This is a genomic window from Ruminococcus sp. AF31-8BH, from assembly GCF_003460605.1.
GTDB classification, from domain to species: Bacteria; Bacillota; Clostridia; order Lachnospirales; family Lachnospiraceae; genus Blautia_A; species Blautia_A acetigignens.
Genome location: NZ_QTVN01000016.1, coordinates 1 through 25,817, shown reverse-complemented (window position 1 = coordinate 25,817; position 25,817 = coordinate 1). Strand labels below are relative to the sequence as shown.

General features: G+C 42.2%; 23 protein-coding genes and 1 riboswitch. Of the genes, 1 reads left to right on the top strand and 22 read right to left on the bottom strand.

Annotated features, from left to right (window positions below):
• Window position 1 precedes the first annotated feature (1 nt).
• From DWZ38_RS17275 to DWZ38_RS17255, 5 genes are all read right to left on the bottom strand, one after another.
• Entirely contained in the window at window positions 2-1,264 is a 1,263-nt protein-coding gene (locus tag DWZ38_RS17275; protein WP_178105361.1) for a glycoside-pentoside-hexuronide (GPH):cation symporter, read from the bottom strand.
• 92 nt (window positions 1,265-1,356) lie between these two features.
• Entirely contained in the window at window positions 1,357-4,152 is a 2,796-nt protein-coding gene (locus DWZ38_RS17270) for an alpha-L-rhamnosidase (protein WP_117854329.1), read from the bottom strand.
• A gap of 24 nt (window positions 4,153-4,176) precedes the next feature.
• On the bottom strand, window positions 4,177-5,529 hold the full coding sequence (locus tag DWZ38_RS17265) for a glycoside-pentoside-hexuronide (GPH):cation symporter (protein ID WP_117854328.1): 1,353 nt from the start codon (window positions 5,527-5,529) through the stop codon (window positions 4,177-4,179).
• A 9-nt stretch (window positions 5,530-5,538) separates the two neighbouring features.
• Window positions 5,539-7,803 carry a glycoside hydrolase family 3 C-terminal domain-containing protein gene (locus DWZ38_RS17260; RefSeq protein ID WP_117854327.1) on the bottom strand — a complete coding sequence of 755 codons (2,265 nt, stop codon included), beginning with the start codon at window positions 7,801-7,803 and terminating at the stop codon, window positions 5,539-5,541.
• A gap of 34 nt (window positions 7,804-7,837) precedes the next feature.
• Complete coding sequence (locus tag DWZ38_RS17255) at window positions 7,838-8,929, bottom strand: alpha/beta hydrolase (RefSeq protein WP_117854326.1); 1,092 nt, start codon at window positions 8,927-8,929, stop codon at window positions 7,838-7,840.
• Window positions 8,930-9,143: 214 nt separating this feature from the next.
• On the opposite strand from DWZ38_RS17255, the gene DWZ38_RS17250 reads away from it, so the two are divergent.
• Window positions 9,144-10,181 (top strand): AraC family transcriptional regulator, encoded by a 1,038-nt coding sequence (locus tag DWZ38_RS17250; protein ID WP_178105360.1) that lies wholly within the window; start codon window positions 9,144-9,146, stop codon window positions 10,179-10,181.
• Between the two features lie 525 nt (window positions 10,182-10,706).
• Here the strand turns inward: DWZ38_RS17250 and DWZ38_RS17240 are convergent.
• The 17 genes from DWZ38_RS17240 to DWZ38_RS22515 all read right to left on the bottom strand — a co-directional run.
• The gene (locus tag DWZ38_RS17240; RefSeq protein ID WP_117854323.1) at window positions 10,707-11,015 is read right to left on the bottom strand and encodes a nucleoside triphosphate pyrophosphohydrolase; all 309 of its coding nucleotides are present in this window, start codon (window positions 11,013-11,015) and stop codon (window positions 10,707-10,709) included.
• 101 nt (window positions 11,016-11,116) lie between these two features.
• Window positions 11,117-11,242: a hypothetical protein gene (locus tag DWZ38_RS23175; protein WP_262579799.1), complete on the bottom strand. Its 126-nt coding sequence runs from the start codon at window positions 11,240-11,242 to the stop codon at window positions 11,117-11,119.
• Window positions 11,243-11,530: 288 nt separating this feature from the next.
• Window positions 11,531-11,647: a helix-turn-helix transcriptional regulator gene (locus DWZ38_RS17235; RefSeq protein ID WP_117854322.1), complete on the bottom strand. Its 117-nt coding sequence runs from the start codon at window positions 11,645-11,647 to the stop codon at window positions 11,531-11,533.
• Between the two features lie 124 nt (window positions 11,648-11,771).
• Window positions 11,772-13,148 (bottom strand): HAMP domain-containing sensor histidine kinase, encoded by a 1,377-nt coding sequence (locus tag DWZ38_RS17230; protein ID WP_117854321.1) that lies wholly within the window; start codon window positions 13,146-13,148, stop codon window positions 11,772-11,774.
• Window positions 13,136-13,798, bottom strand: a complete 663-nt coding sequence (locus DWZ38_RS17225; RefSeq protein WP_117854320.1) for a response regulator transcription factor — start codon at window positions 13,796-13,798, stop codon at window positions 13,136-13,138. Before DWZ38_RS17225 ends, DWZ38_RS17230 begins: the two co-directional genes overlap by 13 nt.
• 14 nt (window positions 13,799-13,812) lie before the next feature.
• Window positions 13,813-14,553, bottom strand: coding sequence for a lantibiotic immunity ABC transporter MutG family permease subunit (locus DWZ38_RS17220; RefSeq protein WP_117854319.1), 741 nt, complete (start codon window positions 14,551-14,553; stop codon window positions 13,813-13,815).
• 1 nt (window position 14,554) lies between these two features.
• Complete coding sequence (locus DWZ38_RS17215; protein WP_055225702.1) at window positions 14,555-15,286, bottom strand: lantibiotic immunity ABC transporter MutE/EpiE family permease subunit; 732 nt, start codon at window positions 15,284-15,286, stop codon at window positions 14,555-14,557.
• Window positions 15,279-15,992 (bottom strand): lantibiotic protection ABC transporter ATP-binding protein, encoded by a 714-nt coding sequence (locus DWZ38_RS17210; protein WP_117854318.1) that lies wholly within the window; start codon window positions 15,990-15,992, stop codon window positions 15,279-15,281. The genes DWZ38_RS17215 and DWZ38_RS17210 overlap by 8 nt, the downstream gene beginning before the upstream one ends.
• Window positions 15,993-16,096: 104 nt before the next feature.
• Window positions 16,097-16,549, bottom strand: a complete 453-nt coding sequence (locus DWZ38_RS22930; protein ID WP_243000335.1) for a helix-turn-helix domain-containing protein — start codon at window positions 16,547-16,549, stop codon at window positions 16,097-16,099.
• Between the two features lie 223 nt (window positions 16,550-16,772).
• Window positions 16,773-19,178 (bottom strand): ATP-binding protein, encoded by a 2,406-nt coding sequence (locus DWZ38_RS17195; RefSeq protein ID WP_021925428.1) that lies wholly within the window; start codon window positions 19,176-19,178, stop codon window positions 16,773-16,775.
• Between the two features lie 75 nt (window positions 19,179-19,253).
• A riboswitch (cyclic di-GMP riboswitch) is annotated at window positions 19,254-19,329 on the bottom strand.
• Window positions 19,330-19,532: 203 nt separating this feature from the next.
• The gene (locus tag DWZ38_RS17190) at window positions 19,533-20,546 is read right to left on the bottom strand and encodes a hypothetical protein (protein ID WP_021925427.1); all 1,014 of its coding nucleotides are present in this window, start codon (window positions 20,544-20,546) and stop codon (window positions 19,533-19,535) included.
• Window positions 20,543-20,755 (bottom strand): hypothetical protein, encoded by a 213-nt coding sequence (locus DWZ38_RS21990; protein ID WP_021925426.1) that lies wholly within the window; start codon window positions 20,753-20,755, stop codon window positions 20,543-20,545. The genes DWZ38_RS17190 and DWZ38_RS21990 overlap by 4 nt, the downstream gene beginning before the upstream one ends.
• 72 nt (window positions 20,756-20,827) lie before the next feature.
• Complete coding sequence (locus DWZ38_RS17185; RefSeq protein WP_021925425.1) at window positions 20,828-21,049, bottom strand: histidine kinase; 222 nt, start codon at window positions 21,047-21,049, stop codon at window positions 20,828-20,830.
• 124 nt (window positions 21,050-21,173) lie between these two features.
• The gene (locus tag DWZ38_RS17180; RefSeq protein ID WP_021925424.1) at window positions 21,174-22,775 is read right to left on the bottom strand and encodes a hypothetical protein; all 1,602 of its coding nucleotides are present in this window, start codon (window positions 22,773-22,775) and stop codon (window positions 21,174-21,176) included.
• Entirely contained in the window at window positions 22,769-23,482 is a 714-nt protein-coding gene (locus DWZ38_RS17175; RefSeq protein ID WP_021925423.1) for an ABC transporter ATP-binding protein, read from the bottom strand. The genes DWZ38_RS17180 and DWZ38_RS17175 overlap by 7 nt, the downstream gene beginning before the upstream one ends.
• Window positions 23,482-25,419: an HD domain-containing phosphohydrolase gene (locus DWZ38_RS22330; protein ID WP_207661333.1), complete on the bottom strand. Its 1,938-nt coding sequence runs from the start codon at window positions 25,417-25,419 to the stop codon at window positions 23,482-23,484. The genes DWZ38_RS17175 and DWZ38_RS22330 overlap by 1 nt, the downstream gene beginning before the upstream one ends.
• A gap of 88 nt (window positions 25,420-25,507) precedes the next feature.
• Window positions 25,508-25,817, bottom strand: a 310-nt coding sequence (locus DWZ38_RS22515) for a hypothetical protein (protein ID WP_207661332.1), incomplete at its 5' end; no start/stop codon positions are given.

The following is a 25,817-nucleotide window of genomic DNA, read 5'->3' as shown; positions in this document are numbered from 1 at the left end:
ATTAGTTATTCCTGTTGATTTTAGCGTCCATCTCTATTACTGCTTTCTGATCCAGCGTATACTGTGTGCCAAAGATAAGCGACCCTAATATTCCAAATATCAGCGGCAGGATCAATGCGCACAGGATAATGCCTGTATTGATACTCTCAGGTTGGACAGATGCGCCGGTAACAAATCCATATGCTGCGATCACATACCCTGGAATTGCTCCTCCCAGCCCCTGCGCGACCTTACTGACAAAGGATGTGAGTGAAGCGATGGCTGCTTCCGCCCGTTTACCCGTTTTATACTGTACATAAGTGGTATTGTCCGCCTGTATGCTGGTACTGACCGGAACCATCCATCCTCCTGCCACACCTCCGATAAGAGCGCTGATATATATTAAAATCATAGACGTCACATCCAGCAGTCGAAGCAGGTTAAGCGCTGTCGATATTATGACCGCGGTCAGGTAAACTTTCTTTTTCCCAAACCGATTGGCAAGATATGGTCCCATCACAATTCCAACCAGTGATGCAATTAAGCCAATAATAGAAACTCCCGACATCAGTTTCATATCCCCTAAAACATATGTATAAAAATATGCTCCTGCTCCGCCAGCTATTGAACTTCCTGTCCCTACTATTAAAGTAGCTGCAAACGCTGCCCATATAGGCTTATATCTCAGAAATTGAAGCATCTCTTTTAAACTGTACTTTTCCTCATTATTTTCCCCGAACTCCACACGTTCTTTAACACTGAGTGCACCTGAGATGGAAAGAACGAGCGTCAGAGCCATAGATCCGAAGATTAATACATAATAACTTTCCAGTTTTCCATCTGCTACTATAACAGGTCCTAATACTCCAATCACCGCTCCTCCAATCATCGATCCTAATGCGTTGAAAAGAGACAGGCTGTTTCTTTCTTTATCATCTGTAGTCATAACCGGAAGAAGACTGTTTTTGGAGATGTCCATGATATCAAAGGTCCATCCCAACAGCAAATAGGTAACATAAACGATCACATATTTTCCTACAGGACTCCAGACAGCGCCAAACCACAGCAGAATATAGTTTATGACACAGATAATGGTTCCCAGAATCAGCATAGGGCGAAATTTTCCCATTTTTGTTACGGGAAATCTATCCAGAATAAAGCCCATGACAGGATCGCTGATTCCATCCATTACCTTAGAGATTAAAAACAAGGTCGCAAGCGCCTTGGGATCCAGTCCCACCACAGTTGTGTAATAGATCATAAAATATACGGATAAAAGTGTCATAAGCGGTATGTTTCCTGCACATACCATCAACATCCCTATTTTTTCAGATAATTTTACTTTCTAATTTTCTTTCTTCATCTCTCTGCTCCTTATTAGAAGTTTGCCAGTGCAATATCCAGCATCTGTGCTTCCTCTGGTTTGATTTCTCCTGCGAATGTTTTCGCGACATCTCTAAGCGAAAGTCCATATGCAATATCCGGAATCATATCCACTTCCATCATTTGAGAAAGAAACGCGCGAATATCCGGATGGTTCAGCAGTTCTTCCATTGTCGAATCTATGCTGTATTTCCTCTTTAAAGGCTGTGACGCCTCATAAGTGACTTCATATTCTCCGGCTTTCACACGGCAAATTCCGTTTTCTACATCTTCAAACAGTGGGTTTTCTTTATCTTCATATACAGATTCCGGCGCAAGTGGAAGAACCACTTCTGCCCTTCCGCCAAACGGAACTGTAACAGTGACAGTGATTTTATTATCCCCTGATATCTCCCAACCGCACTGATAGCATCCGCATGCTGAATCATAAACCGCTTTTACATATCCCAGTCCGCGATTCACTTTCGGGCTGATCCGCATCACCCGGCCTCCCGGACTCTGTTCCGTCACATCAATCCCGGCCGCATGGCGGAAGATCCATTCCAGTACGGCGCCATATGAATAATGATTCAGGCTGTTCATTCCCGTGCTGGAGACATGGCCGTTCTCATCCAGTGAATTCCAACGCTCCCACACGGTCGTTGCCCCCAGCTTCACTTCATAAAGCCAACCCGGATATTCTTCGTTCAAAAGCAGCCGGTACGCCGCATCCGTCATCCCGTGGTCTGTCAGCACGTTGCACAGAAGCGGCGTACCCACAAACCCGGTATTCAGTTTATTTTTGTTGTCCCGGAGGAGTTTTTTCATCATCTGCTTTGTCAGTTCTTCATTTTCAGACAGATGATACTTCAGCGCAAGGATAAGCCCTGTCTGCGTCTTCACCGCACATCTTCCTGTGGAAGTAAAATATTCTTCTTTCACTGCCCGCCACTGACGGTCTGCGATTTCCTGATATTCCTGTCTCGTTTCTTCCAGTCCAAGCACGTCCGCCGCCTTTGCGACTGTCTGGGCGCTTGCCGCATAGTAGATATCCGCGATATATGCTTCATCGGTCGCCCCGTACACACTGTTCGCGGCAGCGCCTGTACGGTCGAGAGCCAGCCAGTCTCCATAATGGAAGATCTGTCTCCATCCGTGATGATCTCCGTCAATCCTGCGAATATAATCAACCCATGCCTTCATGCTCTCAATCTGGCTTTCCAGGATTGTTTTGTCCCCGCTGAACAGATATACGTTCCACGGAATGATACACGCAGCGTCTCCCCATGCGCAGGAACATTTTGTCGGTCCGAATGTGGGGACAATCTCCGGAACCATTCCGTCCGCCAGAAGCTGTTCCTGATACATGTCATATAAATATTTCCGGTAAAACGCGTAGGTATCAGCCAGATAGCTTGCAGTCGCAGAAAATACCTGTGCATCCCCTGTCCAGCCCATTCTCTCATCTCTTTGCGGGCAGTCTGTAGGCACATCCAGGAAGTTTCCTTTCATCCCCCATTCGATATTGGAGATCAATTTGTTCACAAGATCATTCCCTGTCTCGATTGCCCCGATGCTCTCATAATCGCTGTAAAGAACAAGCGCCGTGAAATCCTCACATGAAAGATCCCTAATCCCGGTCACTTTCACATATCGATAGCCATAGTATGTAAAATGAGGCGTAATCACCTTTTCTGTACCATCAGAAACATAAATGTACTCCGAAAGTGCAGTTCTTAAATTCTCGTTATAGAAACATCCGTCCTGAAGCACCTCTCCCGTCTGAATCCTGATAGTTGTCCCCGCCGGCTCATGTACACGCAGTCGGAAGATCCCTGCGATCTCCTGCCCCAGATCAAATACATCTTCTCCAGCAGGCGTATGGATCAGTTCTGCCGGCTTCATCTCCTCCTGTACCTTAACCGGAAGAGATAACCGTTCCATAAGCCGGCCTTTCGGAACCTTTGCGATCCGCGCAGGAGACTCCTCTACCGGCGGCAGCGTATCATCTCTTCTCTCACCGTCATAGATATTGGAAAACCACAAATTGCTTCTTGTAACTGACCAGGTTTCATCAGAACTGATCACATCTTTCGTTCCGTCTTTGTACTCTATGTGAATCTCCGCAATCAGCTTCCACTCGTCACCGTAATATGCTTCCCGCTCCGGATCATTGAAACCGAACCTGCCTTTATACCAGCCGTTCCCGAGAAGAACAGACAGCACACCGCCTTGTTCTGCCTGTTTCGTGATGTCATACGTCTGATACTGGATCCACTGGTCATAATTATTGCAGTACGGAGTCAGATACTCATCACCGATTTTCTCAGGATTTTCTTTGCTTTCCCCCAGAAAATATGCCTCATACAATCCCAGACCGCAAATGTACAACCTTGCTCTTTTCACTTTTTTTTTCGGTTCAATCCTTTTTGAAAAAATCGGATGACGTTCCTGACTGCTGTCACAAGTAATCCATCTTCCAGTCCATGGTTCATCCATTTTGGCAGTCTCAAAAAACTGTACATCTGATTCGATTACTTCCTCTACATCTGTTGCAACAATGACCTTCCAGTAATATCTTGTATACGGCTGTATTTCAAATTCTACTCTTGTAGAGAGGCTGTCCAACTCTGTTTCACCTGTATCGTAACAGATATCTGTAAAGGTTTTATTCTTGCTGATTACAATCCTTGCATGTTTCTGGTTCTGTCCCCTGCATCCTTTCACTTTCCATGAAAATGCAATAGTATCCATATTAAACCCTATCGGATTTGTGATATGATTTGTTTTTGCCGCATAAATCTTTCCCATGCTGATACTCCTTCTCTATCATTCTTATTCACTTGTTCCCGCTTTTGACCGTTTCTCCCTCAACAGATATGTCTGCTCATTCAATTTTTCCTTGGTAATAGGATAACCTTTTGAGAAGATCACAATGGCCACCACATTTACGATTGCCGGCAATATTAGCACACAGAGGACGATCACATTAATCACATCGTCATTCTGTACTGCCGCCTTACTGTCAAATCCTGCTAACTGCAGCAGATACCCCGGAATCGCACCACCGATTCCCATTGCACACTTGGAGACAAAGCTGGAAAGAGATGCGACAGCACCTTCTGCCCTAATTCCCATAGACACTTCGATATAATCTGTATTATCTGCCTGTATTCCATAATTAAGAGGTGCTGCAAAGCCGGCTCCTATTCCTGCAATCAATACAGAGACAATAAGAAGGGGAATGCTCCTCACATCCAACAGACGGATGATTGGTGCAAGTCCTGCAAGTGCAAGTCCAATCGCATACATTTTCTTCTTTCCAAACCTTCCAATCAGATTACCAATGACCATTGTAGCCGGAAAAACAGCAACACATGTAATAAGCGTAATAATAGACGCCAACGTCAGGTCTTCAAAAATATATGTATAAAAGTATGTATTTGCTGCATTCACGATATTGCTTCCAATCGAATATAACAGTACAGCAAGGAATGTAATGTACACCGGCTTCTGACTGAGAATCTTGAATAATTCTTTTACAGAATAGCTGTTCTCCATCTGTGGTTTTACACGTTCTTTTACTCCCATGGTTCCTATAATAGAGAAGAAAAAAATCACTGCTGTCATGATCAGAACAAGATTAATATATCCCTGTTTGTTAGAAGTATCTCCAAGAATAAGTGGAGCTGCCACACCGATTACAAGCGCCCCGATCACATATGCAAGCCCTTTGATTGTACTTAAGCTGTTCCTTTCTTTCATATCTTCTGTCATAACCGGCAGAAGACTGTTCAGCGAAATATCCATGACTGGGAACAACACACCAAGCAGAATATACGATACATATGCGATTGCCAGTTTCCCCGATGTTGATAACATAGGTCCAAACCAAAGCAGAAGGAAATTGACGCTACACAGAATTGTTCCCAGAATCAATGTCGGTCGGAAATGTCCCATTTTTCTGGTCGGAAGATGGTCGATTATAAATCCAACTAACGGATCGTTAATGGCATCTAGAAAGCGTGCGATCAGGAACAGTGTCGCACATGCAGCAGGACTCAAGCCGCATATATTGGTATAAAAAATTAGTAAATATCCGTTGATCAGTGTCATAATCGGAATGTTTCCAAAGTTTGCCATTGCAAATGACAGCTTTTCTCTCATTTTTATCTTATCTTGATTCATATTTTATTCTCACTTTCCCTCTTCTGCACACAGAGAATTCAACTCTACAATCATCTGTTCAATCGCTTCACCTGGAATCACACTCAGAAATGACTTCAGCGGCATCTGGGCTATAATTTCCGGAGTCACAAGTTCTACTTCTCCTTCTTCTTTCTTTGATTCTTCTCCCTGTGATATCCCCTCAAGATACTCCATCATTTTTCCTGCTGTCTTCGGGTGGCTCATTAACTCTCCCATTGTCGTGGTCATATCTACAGTAAACGGCAGCGATACATCTGTAGTAAATGAAAGTTTGGCAGTTTCTCTTATATCATCACTGGCATGTCCGATCTGGATCTCATATGTACCTGACGGAGTATACCAGTCGTGAATCTTTGTCTCGTAGTAAGCAAAATCTCTCGCACAAAGCTCCATTGTAACCGTCTTCTTCTCACCCGGATTCAGAAATACTTTCGCAAACCCTTTCAGTTCCTTCACTGCTCTTGGCACGGTGCTGTCTTTGTCGCTGACATAGAGCTGAACTACTTCACTTCCTGCCATCTTTCCTGTATTCTCCACATCAATGCTTACCCTCAGAACATCTCCATCCTTCATTTCTACAGAAGAGAGTTTCATATTGCTGTAGCTGAATTCCGTATATGACAGACCATGTCCGAATGCCCAGCGCACCGGTACTTTCTTCGCATCATAGTAGCGGTATCCGACAAAGATATCTTCTCCATAGAGAACAGTCCTGCCGTCTCCGGGGAAATTCAGGTAACTCGGATTGTCTTCCAAACGATATGGGAAAGTCTCCGCCAGACGTCCCCCCGGGTTCGCCTCCCCGAATAACAGCCGGTCGCTGGCCTCCCCGATGCCTTCTCCTCCCAGATACATCTCCAGAATGGCATTTACAGACTCAGCCCACGGAGTTTCTACGGGACTTCCGTTATGTAGGACCACCACCACATTCTTCTGTATCTCAGCCACAACCTCTATAAGACGATTCTGACACTTTGGCAGTTCCATGGATGTTCTGTCATATCCTTCCGATTCAAAGCTGTCCGGCAGTCCGGCAAAGATTACAACTGCATCTGCTCCCGCAGCCGCTTCACACGCCTGTTTCAGTTCTTCTTCTGTCATTTCGTCACGCTCTGACGAGAAGCCCTTCACATACTCCACTGCCCTGCCTTTTCTCACCGCAGTTTCCAGAGCTGACACTACGCTGTCCGTATTGATGTGGCTCGATCCCCCGCCCTGGTAGCGCGGTTTCTTTGCAAATTCCCCGATATAGACTATTTTCTGTTCTTTTCTCAGCGGCAGCGCCCCCTTATTTTCCAGAAGTACGGCACACTCTGTTTCGATATCTGCCGCTGCCTTGTGATCCTTTTCCCTATCAAATACAGTCTCTGCTTTCCGGTTATCTGCGTAGGAGAAGACTACTTTCAGTATGCGCTCTACCGTTCTGTCAAGAATCTCCTCCTCCAGCTCTCCATTCTCCACTGCCCGGATAATCTTTCTTGTATTATATCCCTCTGATCCCGGCATCTCCAGATCAAGACCGGCTTTCAGCCCTTTCACCCGGTCATTTACAGCTCCCCAGTCACTGACCACATATCCTTCAAATCCCCACTCATCTCGCAGGATATCTGTCAGAAGCTTCTTATTCTCTGAAGAAAATACTCCGTTGATCTTATTGTAGCTGCACATCACAGTCTTTGGCTGCGCTTTCTTCACCGCCTCCTCAAAAGCCGGCAGATAAATTTCCCGGAAAGCCCGTTCCGATACTTCCGACGATATCTGCATACGGTCTGTTTCCTGATTATTCACGGCGAAATGTTTCATACTGGTTCCGATGCCTTTCGACTGTACGCCCCGGATATATGCTGACGCCATCTTACCTGTCAGATAAGGATCTTCGGACATATATTCAAAATTCCTTCCGCAGAGAGGACTTCGTTTGATATTAACCGCAGGACCGAGGAGCATGCTCACGTTCTCAGCCTGACACTCATCACCAAGGATCTGTCCCATACGTTCCATCAGTTCCACGTCAAAACTGGATGCCGTGGCGCAGGCTGCCGGGAAGCATACTGCATTCACACTTTTATTCAGGCCGAGATGATCCGCCGCTCCTTCCTGTTTGCGCAGACCATGCGGGCCGTCTGTCATCATAGCGGACGGAATCCCTAATCTTTCGATTCCCATTGTGTTCCAGAAATCCGCGCCCGAACAAAGTCCTGCTTTTTCCTCCAGCGTCATCTCTCTGATTAATTCTTTCAAGTTTCTACTCATTATGAAATCCTCCTTAAATAAATCTTACCCTCTGTTATCTGTGGGCTTCCCAGAAGGATACCGCTTCCTGAAGCCAGTTTTTCACTTTTGTTTCATATCCAATGCCAAATCCATGTCCCAGACCGTCAATGATTTTAACTGACACATTTTCTTTGCCCAGTACCTTCTCTAATTCCGGCAGTTTATCTTCCACATTTGCAAAACCGAACTCATCACCCCGCCCTACGATAGAAAATACCGCCAGTCCTTTGTCCTCCGGCAAAGCTTTGATATTCCAGTCCAGACCATACATAGGGAAGATCACCTTCGGTCTTGGCAGATGATTCTTGTGGCAGCAGTCCTCATAATTTGCAAATGAATACGCCGTGGTCATAAGTCCTCCTGCTGAAAAACCAAAGATGGCATAATCATCCATGTTTACATAAAACTGTTTTTGATGCTCCGTCAGATATCGGATCACTTGTGTCAGTTCCCTCGCGGCAGCCTGTCCCTGCTTCACCTGTTCTGTCTCACCCAGCTGCCTGCCGACCGGATAACTTATGACGAAAACAGAATATCCCATTTTATGCAGCTTCATCGCCGCAGGATACCCCTCGCAATCAGTTACATTACTGATAAATCCGCCTCCCGGAACTACAATGGCAAGTGGTTTTCCCTGTTGTCCCTGATAAAACATTCCCGTCAGATGTGACCTGTACGGATGACTATTCACTGCTTCCGCAGGATACAGATCCGGCACCAGCCTTGCCTGACCTTTCTCAACAAGTCCGGTTAGATAATGGAAAGATTCCAAGGCTGCATCCAATTGTTCCTCACGACCCTGCGCCTTTAAAAAATCCTTATACTTTACAGGCGCAATAGCTTTCAGCACGTTGTCCTCCACATTGAAAAACATATGTTTAAAACCGCCGAATACCGGATGCTGCATGAAAAATCCAACTTTGTCCTCCCCCGTTCCTGGACGGAAATGTCCGTTTTCATCGTAATAGCTGCTTTCCTTTATTTTTGGAAATCCGCAGATGCCAAGAAGTGCCGGCAAAAACATGGCACTTTTTTTGTAGACATATAATGTCGCACCGATTACAAATAATAAAACAATCACCACTACTGCAAAAAATATCTTCATCCTAACCTATGCCTCCTTTTCTTACTGATATCTTACTTTATACAGACTAAAATTACATCAACGAAACATAAGTGATTTACCGACCAAACTTAATAAATATCCGAGATTACTCTGTACACCTTTGCCCCCAATATGGTATATTTTAGACAGGTTAAATAAACTGCTGATGACCATAATCACAGTTCATTCATATCTCGAAAAGGAGAGAATATATATGATGACATTATCTACATTGAATCAATTTCTGAAGCAGCACACTCCCGAAGAAACCCATCGTCTGAACGGTGTAAAGAAAGATTATTCACAATTTCCTGTTGCCAGCGGTAAGTTTGATACACCCTGTTACCGTTTTGATACGAACCTTGAAGATCTGCGTTCTTTATTTCTTTCAAAGAAAGTTCTTCCGAGTTATTACAACTTCGCTGTTGTAAAACAGGATCGTTTTGAAAACGTACCTCTGCATATCCATGAGTGGCTGGAGTTGAGTTATATTTATTCTGGTTCCTGCACAATGACGATAAATAAGACTACATTCAGGCTAAAAGCCGGGCAGATGGTTCTGATCAGCCAGAATGCCCCTCATTCTGTCAAAAGATGTTCAGAAAATGATATTATCATCAATTTTCTGCTGACGCGCGAATATCTGAACGGTACTTTTTTTGAACGCCTGTCTCAGGATAATTACCTTACACACTTTTTCATTGAGGCTCTGAACACCACGATGCAGGAAAGCAGGTATATTGTCTTTTCCCCGGAACAAAAACAAAACCGGCTGGCAGATCTTGCCAACCAGTTTCTCTGTGAATTTTATTCTCCGTCCGTAACATCCGGACCTTTTTTAGACAGTCTTTTTACGCTGATTACCTGCGAGATGATTAATCTTTTCCAGCACGATATGGTTCTGGATCACGCCTCTGTGGATCAGATTTATACCATACTCCGATATATCGAAACAAACTTTGCGGACTGTACCCTTTCTTCTACAGCTGAGTTTTTTAATATGCACCCAAACTATCTCTCTTCCTACATACGCCAGCATACCGGAACCACTTACAAAGAGCTGGTCCAGACACAGCGGCTTTCTCAGGCGACAAAACTGTTAAGGAGCACCGCACTTTCCACAAATGATATCAGCCTTGCCGTCGGATATCAGAATACCAGCTTTTTCTTTCAGCTATTCCGCAAGAAATACGGATGTACGCCTATGGAATATCGAAACATGCTTCATGCTTCTGATACGCCAAATATGTGATATGTGGCATAATTGGCACCTCCGATGGTTCAATTGTACCATAATAGGAATATGTATTAAAATAGTTTGTTATCTAAAATGGATTATACTAGTATACCATAAACATACTATTTTTAGGAAGAAATGTCCTATTTCATCCGTAAATAGATTGCAACTTTTTAAATCAGTTAAATTTGACCCTATTAAACCAATCATAAGCCCTATTTTATAGCATTTTGGAGTCTTGATTGGTTAAATAATCGGTTTAAGCAGAGTAAATCAAACCAATCTTAAACCGATTAATCTTTTAATATATCTTATCAACCTCATCTTCATACACTGATTCAGTATGAGTATCAAATAGCACCCATTCCACCAGGTCAAAACAATCCGGATTATCCTGCAAGAACCGGTTTACTGTATGTACCGCAATCTTTGCTGCCAACTCAACAGGAAAACTATATATTCCCGTTGATATTGAAGGAAATGCATATCTGTATGAATGTCCTTAAAGCCTGCAACCTGCTCATGCATAATCATTCCCCATTATTCAACATATTCCAAAAATACTTTATCCTTAAATCCACCACGTTCATCAGCTTTCTTTGCTCTCATCGTCTCAAGCTCATCCAAGCTATAACCTCTTGCCACGCATATCGCCTGAAGAACTTCAAGTACACCAGCCATTTCTTCAAGGTTCTTATCAGCCTGATACTCTGCCACCTCTTCGTTAAGCTTCGTCTCCAATGCTACTATATATTTCTCGCCTGAGAGAATATGAGTTACACAAGTCTTTCCGTCTTTTTCTATTATTTCCGGTATTTTATCTCTAACTAATTTGTTATGTACCTTCATCTAGCTCACCTCGTAAATCCAGTTTCCAAAACCACAATTTTGTGCGGATTGGTATACTGGCATAATGATGGATTTCAATTGGCCTGTAAATTCATTATATTCTAGGCCTTCCCGATATACACGATTAATTCCTCATACAGTTCATCACTCTCTGCCTTAACTTTCATAAGACAATAGAGTACCACTGTACTAATAATGATTACGAACCAAATTAACACTTTGCCCATTCGACCACTCCTCTCAAATAAAAAGAGGAGCAAACCAGCTGATGGAATATTCCATCTCAAGTGCTAATTTAGTCCTCACTAAATGTTTTGATATAAAATTGTACCTAATCTAAGCACACAGATTCACTCTCAGACTGATTGCGGACATCTGTGATACTGACTTGGATTTTCGGTTTTGATATAACAGCGCTGCCTTAATCTACCGCTAAATTGGTATAAAAATAAGGACTAAATTAGGCATAACCCCTTGATTTTACTGGCTTTCATCTAACTTGGTCCTATTATAACTCAAACACCATTTTCCCAGTTAGAAATAGTCTGCCTGGAAACATTGAGGTCTTCAGCAACCTGTTCCTGTGTAAGTTTCTTTATAGTACGAGCATTTTTAATTTTATCAGCTATCATATTTCTGTATACCTCTTTTTTCCATGAAATTACAGCAAACGTAGTAGTAACGTCTATCAAAAGGCTTTTACATATTAGATAAAAGCATATAAAATTTCTTTTACATAGCTTAATTGTGGTCTATTTAGCCTGTTTTTTGACTACTCAGGAAAAATATTTCTACCCTCGCCCCACCTGTATTTTCAGAATTTGAAAGTTTAATACCTCCACCATATTTTTCAGCCACAGTTTTTGCAAAAAATAGCCCCATCCCATAATGAGCTTCGCCATTTCTGCTTGTGTCATCCATAAAAAACTGCTCTGTGCCATGCAATAATGCTTCTTTTGTAAATCCTGATCCGCTATCCTCCACAATGAATGTCAGCCGTTCATCCTGCTCCTTTGCGTCAATATAAATGATTCCATTTTCTTTTGTATGCTCCACTGCATTCTGAATCATATTCATTACGGCTCGAAACATTGGATCATAAGCAATCGTTACCTTTTTATCACTTTGTCCCGCCTTCCAATCTATTATCTGGTGATAGATTTCTGCCAGTCCGAGTGCCTGTTCCTTTATATCTGCGAAAAAATCTTCTAACCTCACCGTTGTATAGGTAACATCACTGCAATTCCATGATTTTGTGACATCTATCAACTGTTTTACATAACTTTGTATCTGCGTTGTGCCGTTCAAAACATAAGTGATATTATTCTTCTGTTCTGTGGTCAGTTCAGTCTCTGAAAGTAGTTCTGCATTTCCCCGTACAATCGTAAGAGGTGTTTTAATATCATGCGCCAAAGCAGACATCTGCTGTTTCTTTTCTTGCTCTGTTTTCCACTGCTTTTCTAAAGATTCTCGCAATGCATCTCGCATATCATCGATTGCCGATAAACAGTCATCAAACTCTTTGATACCGGAACAGGATGTCTCATATTCCAGATTTTGATCCTTTATTTGTCCGATTGCGTCTAATACAGGCTGCATCTGCTTTTTGATTCTTTTTCCAAAACGTATGGACGGAATGATGATAATCGCTACCGCTCCAATCACAGACATAAAACTCATCACATTCTGTGGTCCTATAAAATGCTCCCTCAAAAAAGCTGAATGATATTGAGGTGTCAGGCGATATTGCAATACAACATATTCATTTTCCCTTACAATTACTTTATAAAAATATTTCCCGGATGCGTTTCCGTACTTTGCAACATTCCATGCTATCTGTTCGTATTGTTCTGACAGATCTCCACCTATTTTCTCTCCATTCTCTGAAAAGATTACATAATCACAAAGTGCGGGAATCATCTCAGCAGTCACTTTATCTGCACGTAGAATCGTATCATATGCTTCATTAATCTTTTGCTCTGCATAATTTGCCGGATAAATACAGCCCACACTAATCAAAAGGTACAGCAGCAGATAAGCAACAATCACCAAACCAACTAATGATCCAAGCATGACCAGTACATATCTCATAAAAATCCTGCTGAGTGCATTGCTTCTCTTTATTCTTCCCATTTATATCCAATCCCCCAGACTGTTTTTATCGGTATATAATCATAATCCGCAAATTTTGCTCTTATATTTTTGATATGCGTGATAATAGTACTGTCATTACTCTCATTGTCAAAACCAAAGACCGCTTCCAATATCTGTTCCTTCGAAAAAACCTGTCCTCTGTTTTTAGCCAGAAATTCACAGATTTCGTACTCTGCTTTCGTAAACGGAAGTTCTTTATCATCCATCAACAGTTTCTTTTGAGACATCTGAATGCAGACTCTCCCTAAAACCATCCGGACAGAATGTTCCCTGTGCTCTCTTCTAAGATGTGCATTGATCCTTGCCCGAAGTTCCATCACTCCAAATGGCTTTGAAATATAATCATCTGCTCCTAAAGAAAGTCCGTTTACCAGACTGTTTTCCTCCGTTTTTGCCGTAAGAAACAAAATCGGACAATCCACAAGTATCCTGATTCTTTTGCATAATTCGAAGCCATCAATTCCAGGCATCATAATGTCCAGTAAAATCAGGTCATAACGATGTAATTCTTCCATATTAAGTTTCAGTGGATTACTTACTTTAGTAACCAGATGTCCATCCTTATTCAAAATGCTTTCTATCATTTCCAGAATTGCCGGTTCATCATCAACTGCCAGTATTTTTGCCATAGTTTCCCTCGATTCTATTCCGATATTCTGTTTCCTTCCCAGTGGTTTACCCACCAAAAATAGTATACCATACTAATCCCTGTAAATATTAAGCAACCTGGTATGAATGACAACCATTCACCTACACTAGTTTCTCCCAATACAGATTGCAGATAAGTATATGGTACTCTTCCCGTCCAGCAGACAAATACATATTTCCACACATAATCTCCAAGTCCGGTAAGCATCAATGCACTAATTAGTCCTGATATAATCCCTGCTCCAATGGATACCCCTTTTCCAAACTGAAAAGCCAGAATCAGCTGCCACAGATAAAGTGGAACACTGCTTCCCCACAGCAGCAATGCTGCAAATATACATCCTTTCATGATTTCGATATCGCTTGATGCGATTCTTCCAAATCCAATTCCGAATATGATTGCTGTCAATAGGATAGAGCACAGACACAAAACCAGTAGCATCAACAGTTTCGATAAAAATGCTGCAGGTTTATCCGGTAAAGACAACAGATTTTGAAAATCACCTGCGTTTTGTTCCTGTTCCATCACACTTGCTGTAAAAATTCCAATAAGTACCGGAAGTCCTGCTCCTATTGCCTGATAAAATGCAATCACTTTCACATTTTCATTCCATGGTGAAAAAAAGTAATATATTAAAAATATAACGCTGGTTAGAATCGGAATCAGTAAGTGTGCCAGAATCACAGATGTTCCTTTCATCTTTCGCAAGTCTGCATTCAGAGATCTTCCAATCATCTTATTTCACCTCTCTTCTCTCAAACCATTTCAAAAACAGAACCGTTACAAAAACAAACCAGATGATTGAGAGACACATTCCCGGAACAATGACTCCCGTATCCAAAAGAGGATTCCCTGCTTCTGCGGCAAGTCCATTTGGTAAAACATGAAGCAACGGGCACATCATCCTCATAGGAATTGCAGAGACAAGTACATACCAGATTCTGGTTTGTGATATTACCACACCGCTGACGGTAATAAACAGGCAGACGAACAGGTTTACAATCATTCCAAATCGTTCACTTAAAAATAAAGCTACCGGAATCTCCCATAACTCAGAAACCGTCAGAAACAATACTGCAATCAACGCTCCTCCAACTGGAACATGTGTCGTTAGAAGAAAGCCTCCAAGCGTTGCTCCTGCAAACACAATCACATTAGAAAACAAAATCATGTACCCAATATAAATAATTTTCCCCAGCAACAATTTTCTTCTGTCTGTGGGAATAGTCGTTAAATGATAGTATTTTATCTTTTTCTCCTGCGCCACAGAAAGATAACAAAATAGAGCAATCATCCCCGGCAGCAAAAGTGTATACCACCAGTTCCAAACACTTTCTGCATAAGCATTTGTCATCCCAAGAGTAAATATAAATGCCATGACAAATGTAAGAAGAGGAAATCCCCAGATAAACTTTTTTCGCATGGTTCTTTTGGCTTTTTGATGTTCTGCTTTTATAATATTAACCATGGATTTCACCTGCTTTCTGGTTTTTTCTTACCACATTCATAAACAAATCTTCAAGATTATCTCCCTGCTTTAATGCTCCTTCGTATCCTAAGATTCCACCTGAAATAATCCCGACTTTATCTGCAAGTAACTGTACCTCTGAGAGAATATGACTGGAGAGAATTACAGTGATTCCCTGTTCCGGAAAAGACCGGATCAGCTCTCGTAATTCCTCGATGCCTATTGGATCTAATCCATTCGTAGGTTCATCCAATATCAAAAGTTCCGGTTCTCCAAGCAATGCCATTGCAATGCCTAGTCTTTGCTTCATTCCCAAAGAAAACTGTCCTGCTTTCTTCTTTCCGGTGTTTGTAAGTGATACAATCTGCAAGACCTCATCAATTCTGTTTTCATCTGTACCAAGCAATAATTGTCTTACCTTCAAATTCTCTCTGGCGGAAAGATTTTCATAAATAGGCGGATTTTCAATTAACGCTCCTATTTTTGATAAATCTTTCCTATCCAAAAGTTTTCCATCAAAGTAAATCTTTCCTGCAGTTGGTTTCATCATACCAGTCAACATTTTCAATGTGGTAGATTTTCCCGCACCATTCGGTCCAAGCAGTCCATAAATCTGTTCCTTTTCTATATTAAGTGAAACATTATTTACCGCTTTCTGCTTTCTAAAATATTTACACAAATTTTGTGTCTGCAACATCATTTCCATCTTTACTATCCTTCCTTCCATATTTCATTTCTTACTGAAATATAACCTAACAGAAAAAAATAAAGATTTGATGAAGATTGCTAAATAATTCGTCTACTCTATTTTTATTCTCGTATGGAATAAACCATCAATTGAATATCATTATCAGAACTCGACTTTCCACTGAAATCAGCAAAGCTGTTACAAATACGAAGTCCTAATTTACCGAATATCTCCGTGATTTCATCCAAACTATATAACCTTATAGGATTTCCTTCTTTCATTTCAGGCTTATAAAGTGCTTCTCCATACATATAGTCTACCTGCCCATATATCAGCGTTTTTCTATCCTTCTCCCATTCAAAAGCAGATAATGTAAGTCCCTTTTCTCCTGCATCCCATAACTTGCAAACATCAAATTCTTTAGATAAGAGCTTAAGTGTATCAGTATTGGGAACGGTATCACCATTTTCCCAGCGTGATACTGCCTGCCTTGTAACCATAATTTTATCTGCCAGCTCGTCCTGTGACATTCCTCTTTCTGTTCTAAGTTTAAGAATTATCTTTTTTGTTTCCATAGTCGTCACCTCCGTTGTCTTTATCATATCGATAAATCCGCAGTCTGAAAAGCAACCTGTTGTTGCCATAAGCTATCTACATGATTTAGTTATCTCGCTTTGGTCATGACTCTTTTACAATAGGAATTTGTCTTACCAATCACAGAATCCAGCCATGTACAATACTGGTGCATCATTGGTTGGAAAAATATCCCCACAAAATGTTTATACTGGATTCGTTGATCTATAGCATACTTTTAATCTCCCTGATTACACTTTCCCCCGTCAATGGTTTTGCAATATGCTTATTTATTCCTGCCTTTTTGCTGCGCTCCACATCATCCTGAAAAGCATTTGCAGACATGGCTACAATAGGGATCAGTTTTGCATCAGGACGATCCATCGCCCGAATCTGTCTTGCTGCTTCCAGGCCATCCATAACCGGCATCATGATATCCATTAATATCAAATTATATTCTCCTGGCTTTGCCCGGGCAAAAATATCCACTGCCTCTTTTCCATTCCATGCACAGCGAACCAGCATGTTCTCATTTTCCAATATAAATTGTGCAATTTCCATATTCAATTCATTATCTTCAACAAGAAGTGCTCTTTTTCCTTTCAGTGAAACATTCTCAACGGATGATTCTGGCATTTTTGATTCTCTGTCTGAGGAAATCTGGAACGGCAATGTAATCACAAATGAAGTTCCTTCATCCACTTTACTGGTAAAACAAATCTGCCCTCCCATCAGTTTTACTAACTGGCTGACAATAGTCATTCCCAGACCAGTTCCCATATTTGCTTTCTGTTCCAGTCTGTTTTCCTGTGTAAAAGGTTCAAACAAATGCTCCTGAAACTCTTCACTCATCCCAATTCCATTATCTGTACAGGTAAATTCGAATACTGCGGTCCGGTCATCAGAACTGATTTCCTGGCAGCCAACAATAATCTTGCCACCCACATGATTATAATTTACTGCATTACTTCCTATATTCTGCAGGATCTGCTGAAGATGAAGAGGACTTCCAACCAATTGATTATGTATGATATTGACAGCTCCCAGGTTCAGTGAAATTCCCTTTTCATGTCCCTGCATCTCAACAATACCGGTCGATTCTCCCAGCACCTTGCGTAAATCGAAAGTTTTTTCTTCCAGCTGCAATGTTCCAGATTCCATTTTATTCATATCCAGGATATCATTCACAAGATTCAGAAGAAATCCAGATGCTGTCAGGACTTTATCTCTGCACTCCTGCTGTTTTTGCAGATCTTCCGGAAAATGGTTTGCAATCTGCGTAATTCCACGGATTCCATTGATTGGAGTCCGGATATCATGACTCATTCGTCTGAGAAAATCAGTTTTTGAAATATTCGCTTTTTCCGCTTCCTGGGCAATTCTTTTCAACTGTTCCTGATATTCGAACTCTTGCTTTTTTTCTTCCGTAATGTCACGTGCTACATAAAGCACCTCCGTAACAGTTCCGTTTGCATCACGCTGCTTCACAATGAATCGTCCCATATGCCAGTGCCCGTCTGCAGCAAGATATTCTCTCGCAATCGTCTCTTCCTGCTGCAGCCTGGCTGCCAGCGTTGTAACCTCAAAGAACTCCCGCATGGTTTTTTGATCCTCTCTGGAAACAACACTTTTCCGTGCGGTACGAAATGCTTCTGAAGCACATCCGTGACTGCCTGTCAACCGATGCATCACCTCGCCCCCGACAACTTCTTCAAAACTGTCTGTTCGTAGGTTCATAGAATAAATCGTCCAGTAAATCTTTGAAATTGCGGATATGACTGCATTGCTTTCCTGTGCTTCTTTCAGTGATTTTTTCAGAGTAACATTTTCAGAAATATCAAGGAATGTGGTTAGTATTGTTTTTTTCCCGTCTGATGTATAAAAAATTTCCGTCTTCGCAATCGCCGGTGTCAGATGTCCCTTTCCGTCAGGGATTACACATTCATAAGAAACAGCTCCGTCATGGTACCGCATATCCATCAGTTTCTCAATTACATTCTGATTTAAATAGGACACAGCCCCTATGAGCCTGCCCAGATTTTCCTGTGCTTCCCCAACTGTCTCCACTCCATAGATGCGCATAGCTTCTGCATTCATATGGACAAGCTCATGCTCTGGCAAGGTATAGGACAGCACTCCAACACTTATCGTATCCAGAAGTTCTTTATAATAAGAAATCTGGTTTTTGTTTTCATCCTTTAAATGCTGGTTCTGTTGCAGCAATCGGTTCTCCAGAAGTTTTTCTTTTTCAAAATGGACAATATCTCCTGCTTCCTGATGATAGCCCACAATCCTGATCATGTTGTCTGGAGATGGGACTCTCCTTCCTGTACAGCGTATATAAATGACTCCCTTTACAGGATGCATATAACGGTAAACAGCTTCTGATTCATGGCTTTTCAGTTCTTCCATGTAATCCCAGAAGCACTCCCTCTCCTGCGGATAAATATGTTCTGCCACATACTCCATACATTTTTCCGGAGACAAATCTTCTGTAATTCCAAACAGTTCATCTGTGATTTCATCTGTATACAGTCTTGTCTTTTTTCCTTCTTCAGACTCTACTTTCCAGAATCCAGAGTTTCCTGCCTGAAAATATGCCTGTATATCCTCATCGTTCAACTTTTTCATAAACATGTCCCTCTCGAATAATATCTTTAGATATACAAATTAAAAGCACTGCCAAACAGACAGCCCCACCTCATTTCATGCAACTGGCTGCCATTTTACAGGCCCTGTAGCTTTGCGTCCCAGACTTTCATCTGGTTTGCTGATTTCCTTATTATAGCTTTTAAAATTATGCAAAAAACTGATTTTATTATACCCCCCTTACTCCACTTTACACAAGGAAAACATCACCGCCTTAATGCCAAAAAAAGCCGGAAGCCACTTTGCTACCCGTGACCTCCGACTCGTTGTGCTTATTCTAATCAGTCCTTACATCCAAATCAGATCCTCAGCCTCATGGATATCCTTCACGCTTTTTTACCAGAGTATATAAGTTCCGGCTTCGTCATCATAATAGTACCAGCCATTTCCTCTTCCGATTGGCTCTCCATTTCCGTCTGACTGCTGATATGGGATATAGGTTCCGGTTTCCGGATCCCAGGAGTACAGATCATAAGGATCTTGTACATTTTCCTCTGCCTCAGAGGTCTGGACTGTTTCATTCCACTCTACGCCGGATTCATCGATCCAGGTGTCTACGCCATCAAAGGTATATACCGTATTGGTCCGGTCCATATATCTGCCATCAGCCAGTTTATAAACTGTTGTGGTATCACCCCTCAGATTTACAAGCATGGCAGTATCTGGTCCTGGGAAGTCGGTTTGTTCTGTCTGGGACTGATAATTACAATCAGATGACTGCCCGGCATCCGGCTGTCCATCCTGGTTGTCCTGACCGCTCGTCACATCTGTTTCTGTAGGTTCCATCGCTACAGCATCCTCACGATTCTCAGGAAGCTGTACCACATCTTTGATAGTTTCAATTGCCTCAATTTTTGAGCTGCCCCATGGATACCCTTTGCCAGTATAACCAGCTGACGAAAGCAGTTCTTCAGCATTCTCTCCAAGGAGTTCCTGGTATGCATCATATACATCTGCCATCTTCTGGGAAAATTCCGCCTGTTCGTCGTTTCCTTTATCCGACAGCCACCGGACAGTCTCACTTTTGATTTCTTCCTGACTAAGGCTGGTTTCGGTTCCCCAGTCCAGAAGATTGGCTGCCACTTTTACAGTTTTTAAGGAACTGCCTGCTGTTCCAGGCTGGACATCCGTGTTGATTTCATTCAGCATATTGTCCAGTTCTGTAACGGCAGAAGAGGTAGTTGTGGTATTTTGAGAGGTTTCATTCCCAGCTATAGAAGCCTCTGTGCTTTTCGCCTCCTGCTTTGCACTGCTGTTCATTGTCATGGTGCCTGTTACATCAGATCCGTTGCAGGCACTTGCTGTAATGGCCATGGCTGTTAAAATTAATAACAATACTGACTTTTTCATAATCTTGTCTCCTCATTTTTTGTTATTTCATAACTCCAAAATTCTTTTTCTGAAACACTTTGTTCCATATGTTCTTCTTTTGCCCATGCAGGGATGTGGAAATTTCCTGTTTCCGGTTCTCTGACGTGGAAATCAATCCTGTCAAACATTTCTTTCAACTCCTTTATTATCACTTTTGATGTTTTATTTTGTAAATCTGACTGATACATACTCTTTGCTCCAATCTACTAATTTGTTCATTTTAGAGTAAAACAAAAGACCCAGTAACTGCTTCCTATAAATCAGTACAGTTCTGCCTGGATCCGGATGGTATCCAGGGTATTATAGAGGAAATGGGGATTGACCTGGCTTTTCAGGTACAGCATGGACATCTTCTGTTCTGTAAGCTCTGCGCGGATAATGTCCGGGTTCTCCAGGGTCAGGTAAAAAGTCAGGGTCATCAGCGTGATCCCCATTCCGCTGATCAGCCAGGTGTGGTGCAGCCCTTGGAGCACACAGACCATCAATTCTACGATTAGGGCTCCCTAACTATGTCTTGGAATATTACTTTTTGGTCTCTTCTTTTGCTTCCAGAATTGCCTGTTTTTTAGAAAATCATCCTTGCAAAAAAATGCACCGACTCACATATTACAGCTCCGCCAGTATCTGGCTTCCTTTCTTTTTCAACCATCTATATAAAACCAGACATAAAAGGAAAGTAATTCCTGTGAATATTCCTGTATATCCTGCAAAGCCCATTTTCCACAGGTCGGTCATTAAATAACCGGCTGCAAACAAAAGCGTATATAAAAATCCTCCAAAAAGATTAACCGCAACACAGGCACTCTGTTTTATTGGTGCCAGTTCACTGGTCCAATTTAGATTTGGCATTTTGAGACCCAGGAAAAGTCCTGACAGTGCCATCAATAATAAAAATCCCAAACCCAGTACAAAGCTTAAAAGTAGTTGTTCCCATGGACAGATTCCTGTCACTGCCATGCAAATAACACAGAACAGCATAGGGATCCCTGTCAGCCCTGCATGCAGGAGCAGTTTAGCTCTTAGTACCTGCCAGGGTGTAATGGGAAGTGACTGAATCAGCCAGAGGTTTTTCCCCTCTAATGAAACAGATGGCGCTGACATATCATTCATGGATGCCAGGGCACAAAGGGCTGCACAAAGGATCAGCATAACCGAGCCCGGCCGATCCCAAAATACCTGGTTCAAGATCATACATAAACCTTTTCCCTTTACCAGAAATGCAATACCTGCAACAGGCAGAAGAATAATTCCAAGCCCACAGTTCAGCATATAATTGGGACTGGAGGTAAAATGAAGGACTTCCCTTCCAAGCAGTGCTGTCGGAATGCTTTTGCATTTTACTGTTTTTTCCCGGTAAACCTTATGCTCCGTTTTTCCTGTGGAGGTTGCAATTTTCAAAAAGCTTTTTGACATCATAAGCCACATAACAGCGAAAAAAACCAGAACTGCCGCCATCACCACAAACAATGCTCCCAAATCACCTGTACCAGACATTCCCAGTAAATATACCGGATATGCAAAAGATTTTACCTGCATTCCATATACCGCTGCATTTGCCAGCAGTTCGCTGATCAGCCTTTGTGCCTGGAAAGAGATAAAATAATATCCACCAAAGAAAGCCAGGGAAATAATCACAGTGATAAAGCTTTTATGTTTCAGCCTCAGGCTGATCTTTGCCACAATCCAGCCAAGGGCACAGGAAAGTGTCATTACAAATATGGAAATTAGTACCAGATATAAAATACCACCTGCCACTGCTTTTACAGAGAATTCCACAGTAACCCAGTAAACAATCACTGCCGGAAGTGTTACAGCACCTGAATACATCAGCCCCATCAGGTATACACTCATCAGCCTTGAGATCATGATCACAGAAACCTGTATGGGAAGGGAAAGAAGCAGATCATTATCTTTTGAAAGATAAAGGCTGGAAAATGTATTAAATACACTTCCGAATGCTCCAAGCAGTATGGCTGTCAATCCCATGAGGGCAAAATAAAACCATTCTACCTCTGCCTCCGCCATTGGCTTACAGATCATAAGTGCCATGCCGGTAAATATTCCACCAAGCACGCCCACCATCAGCATAACAAACAATACAACATACGCAGCCGTCGCACCCTTTGAGTATGCCTTATTCTTTTTTGCGTTATAAAAATAGCTTCTGAAAATCTCTATCAACTGCTTTTTTACTAAAACCTTCAGCATTTTTCTTCCTCCAGTTCCAGGAAGACATCTTCCAGGGAATCATCACCTTTTACTTCATCCATGGTTCCGGAGCGGATCAGTTGTCCTCCCTTGATAATTGCCACTTTATCGCACAGCTTTTCTGCCACTTCCAGCACATGGGTGGAAAAAAATATGGCACTGCCTCCAGCGCAGACCTCGTGCATCATCTCTTTTAACAAATGGGCTGCCTTCGGATCAAGTCCCACAAATGGCTCATCCATAATAATCAGCCTGGGATGATGAAGCCACGCTGCAATAATGGCAAGCTTCTGTTTCATTCCATGGGAATATGCTCCAATAGGCTGTGCAAGATCCTGTGTCAGTTCAAAACGGTCTGCATATTTACGGATATCCTTCAGGCGTTCATCTGCATCCACTCCAAATATATCCGCAATAAAATTCAGATATTGAATTCCGGTCATATATTCGTAAAGATCCGGGTTATCTGGGATATAGGCTGTTTCACGCTTACATCCCAGAGGATCCTCTTTTATGGATTTTCCATCAATATAGATTTCTCCCTGGTCAAACTGTAAAATCCCTACTACCGACTTCAAAGTAGTAGTTTTTCCGGCTCCGTTGTGACCAATGAACCCATAAATTTCCCCCGGCTGAATGTGCAGGCTCAAATCATCTACTGCTTTCTTTTCTCCATAGGACTTTGTGACATGGCTGATTTTTAACATTATTCTTCCCCTTTCCTTTCAATGGCTTCCATTAGTTCTTTTACTTCTTCCTTTGCAGCCAGAAATATTTTGACCAGTCTGGGATCAAAATCTGAGCCGCTTCCTTTTTCAATAATAGAAAAGCTCTCTTCCAGCGGCATGGCATCCCGGTAGCAGCGTTTCTGGGAAACTGCATCAAATACATCTGCGATTGCCATGATTCTTGCGTGAAGCGGGATCTGCTCCCCTGCCAGTCCGTCTGGGTAGCCTTTTCCATTAAATTTTTCATGGTGAAATCGGGCTACTTCGTAGGCAATCTGCCGGAAGTCTGCATCATCCAGATTGTAAAAGGTCTGCAGAATGATATCTCCTCCAGTTGCTGCATGCTGTTTCATGATCTCATATTCCGCCGCTGTAAGCTTACCCGACTTTTGCAGGATACTGTCCGGGGTTGCAATTTTACCAATATCATGCAGAGGCGCAGCATGAATGACGTTTAGCATATAATCCTTGTTCAGAATGTTCCGGTAATATCTGTCATCCCTCATTTTTTCAAGAAGCAGATTTACATATGCCCTTGTACGTTTAATGTGTCCACCTGTGTTATAGTCCCGGTTTTCTACCATAGTAGCAAACCCATCCAGCATTTCTTCATTATGTACAGTCTGCTTCCGTATAAATGGATTCTCAAAATCAATATAAATTCCAAGCAGCAGTACAGTTGGGAATATGGAAGTAAGAAGTACTTCCGGAAAACGGATCTGTACAGCCAGTATCAGTCCTGCAATCAGGATAAAGGATAATGTTCCCATTACTTTTTCTTTTGGGAGAAAACGATGCCTTGTTATCACCAGAAACAGAATCATTCCATAATAAAATATGATTGTCCCGTAACAGACATACACTGAGAAGCCCATAGAATACCAGGTAGTCCTGCCCCGGATGTACCCCAGTTTCCCGATTCCTGCCGTAATCAGAAGGAGAGAAAGCACACCTGGGATTCTCCGCAAAAAGAGAGCTTTTGTTTTGTTTTTATCAATTCCGATCAATTGTTCATACATGTATTCTGCCGTAATGATAATGGTCAGATCCATAAAAACAAAAAAGAACAGATGCGCCAGACGATTCACAAAACCTGGGATCACGTCCTGATGATTGACGATCCAGGCAGTCAGGCCAGCAGCGTTCCTCATAAGCAGTACATCAAGCACTACCAAGACGGCACCCAATCCCAAAAGAAGCCACGAATTGATCAAAAGGATGCCTGTAAATTGTCCAATAACCAGTGCGAGAATCGGGAAAATCAGAAATACAGCCCGCTGCTGTGCTTCCTCGATGGTCTTAGCCTTTGCAGAACTACGCACTGTCACAGCAATCGCAACGAGCGAGAATGTCGGAGCAATCAGAAGCATACTGATCAGCCAGCTTATACCTGGGATAATCAGATTGCCGGTCAGAAAGAATACTTCCACTTCTACAACCAACAGCATGGCAGCAAACGAAATATAGGAAACCATCATCCCAACAGAAAATCCAGCCGGTATTTTGGATTGGAACAGCTGTCGCAGGGACAGCGGCGAATAAAGCAATGTTTCTAAGGTATGCTTTTCTTTTTCTCCCACAAAGGAGCTTGCTGCCATAACAGAGGATGCCATGATGGGAACAATCAGAAAAAAGGGCGGCATAATGTTATTCAATATAAGTCCCAATATCCTCTGCTGCTGACTATACTCCCCATCTGTAACGGGCATCATATCCAGCAGCTTTTGAAAATCTGAAGCAGCATCTGGAGCCTGCGTCAGTACAAGTACAAAAATCGACGGCAGAACAATGGTAAGCACAAGCGGCACGATAAGAAGAACCGCGAATATCTGCTTATTTGATGTAATGCTCCGAATATCTTTCTTTATTAAAGCGAACTGTCCGTTATTCATATCTTTCACACTCCGTTTCTGCATGTTCCCGGTCAATCAGAGAAAAATAGATTTTCTCCAACGAAAGCTGTTCTTTTGATACATGATACACATCACCACCAGCCTCTACGATTCATTTTACAATCAGTGGGATGTCATGCTCTGAGGTCACCTCCATATCATAGATATAATCTCTCGGAATCTTCAGCCCAGTAAAATCAAGACTGTTACTTTTCTCAGCCTGACTGTGACATCGGCTGGGATTCCTCTCGCGACTGCTTCTATCATGGATATGATTTATATATGCTGGTCGATTCACAGAGTGATCTCCCGGTATTCCCCCATTATTCCTGTGCTTCAACACATGATTCGCATGGATTCCTTCAGGCTTTTTTTCGAATGAGATCTTTCCTTCCTGATTACAAAGTATCAAAAGTGCTTTT